This window comes from Pseudomonas akapageensis (genome assembly GCF_011355085.1).
GTDB lineage: Bacteria > Pseudomonadota > Gammaproteobacteria > Pseudomonadales > Pseudomonadaceae > Aquipseudomonas > Aquipseudomonas akapageensis.
Genome location: NZ_VXCP01000072.1, coordinates 1 through 1,465 on the forward strand (window position 1 = coordinate 1; position 1,465 = coordinate 1,465).

At 55.3% G+C, this 1,465-nt stretch carries 2 protein-coding genes and 1 pseudogene; all 3 read left to right on the forward strand.

Annotated elements, in window-relative coordinates:
* A pseudogene (locus F2S13_RS28915) lies at positions 1 to 120 on the forward strand (GntR family transcriptional regulator); the annotation flags it as partial.
* A gap of 161 nt (positions 121 to 281) precedes the next feature.
* A complete protein-coding gene (locus F2S13_RS29570) occupies positions 282 to 587 on the forward strand; it encodes a transposase (RefSeq protein ID WP_246238039.1) in 306 nt (101 codons plus the stop codon).
* The gene (locus F2S13_RS28920; RefSeq protein WP_246238041.1) at positions 584 to 1,420 is read left to right on the forward strand and encodes an IS3 family transposase; all 837 of its coding nucleotides are present in this window, start codon (positions 584 to 586) and stop codon (positions 1,418 to 1,420) included. The genes F2S13_RS29570 and F2S13_RS28920 overlap by 4 nt, the downstream gene beginning before the upstream one ends.
* Positions 1,421 to 1,465 lie beyond the last annotated feature (45 nt).

Below are 1,465 nucleotides of genomic sequence, written 5' to 3' on the forward strand. Positions count from 1 at the left end.
GGGCAACGGGAGGCGCGGGAAGGGTCCAGTCGACACATTCTGTATGTGCAGGAAGTGCTGGATGAGGTGCGTGAGGAAGTGCAGCGCGTGGCCCGGGCGGAGCGGCGCAAGGGGTTATGACGAATAAGCGGCCGCTTTGCGGCCGATCGCTGGCAAGTCGAGTCGTCGCACCGCAGCTCCCACAGAGATCTTTAGTGAACCCTGTGGGAGCTGGCTTGAACTGGCCTAATAATTCCGGACACCTCTTAAGGGCGATATGATTTCGCCAACTTGGAGGTTCCATGAACGAAAGAAAGGTCTATTCCCGCGAGTTCAAGCTGCGTGCTGCCAGCATGGTGCTCGATGATAACTGTCCGGTTCCAGAGGTGTGCGCATCTTTGGCTATTGGACCGACTGCATTGCGACGGTGGGTCGATCAGGTTCGCAAGGAACGCGAAGGACAGTCAGTCAAAGGCACCAAGGCGATTACCGAGGATCAGCGTCAGATCCAGGAGTTGAAGGCCAAAATCAAGCAGATGGAGCTGGAGGCAGAGATCTTAAAAAAGGCTACCGCTCTCTTGATGTCGGATCCCGCTCGTTTTCGATGATTGCGGAGCTGAGAGAGTCGTTTCCGACTGCCACTTTGTGTCGTGTGTTTGGCGTCAGACGCAGCAGCTTTTATGAGTGGGCTCAGCGTCGCTCACAGCCCCAGGTCAGACGGGAGGAACTCAAGGCGCAGGTGATCAAGCTACACGCTGAAAGCCGTGAAAGCATGGGCTCGCGGATGATGTCCAAACGTCTGAAGGCCGAGAATATATCGGTGGGTAGAAGCTTGGCTGCGGCCTTGATGAAGGAGGCCTGCATCGTCAGCAAGCAGCGCCAACCTCATCCATTCAGATCCAAAGGGGTGGAGGCATTTGTGGCGCCGAATCGGCTTGAGCGTAACTTTACGCCCAGCGCAATAAATCAGGTGTGGTGCGGTGACGTCACGAGCCTGATGGTCGGTAAACGCTGGTTTCATTTGGCAATTGTGATCGACTTGTATGCACGCCGCGTAATTGGCTGGGCGTTTTCCCTGGTCAATGACGCGAATCTGGTCAGCAAAGCGCTGCGTATGGCGGCCGATCTCCGGCAGCGGGAGCCTGGGCTGATGTTTCACTCTGATCAAGGCTGCCAATACACCAGCCGACGATTTCAAAACGAACTGACGCGGTACGGAATATTGCAGAGCATGAGTCACCGCGGGCAATGTTGGGACAATGCGCCTACCGAGCGCTTCTTTGGATCCTTGAAATCGGAGTGGGTACCTGGCAAAGGCTATGGCACAACAGAAGAAGCGCAAATCGATATCGTGCGCTTCTTCATGTACTACAACCGCACAAGGCTCCACAGCTACAACGGTTATCTGTCACCGATAGCCATGGAGCAAAAAGCGGCATAAGCACCGTAACCGGTGTCCAGAATTACTTGACCAGTTCAGCTTGCC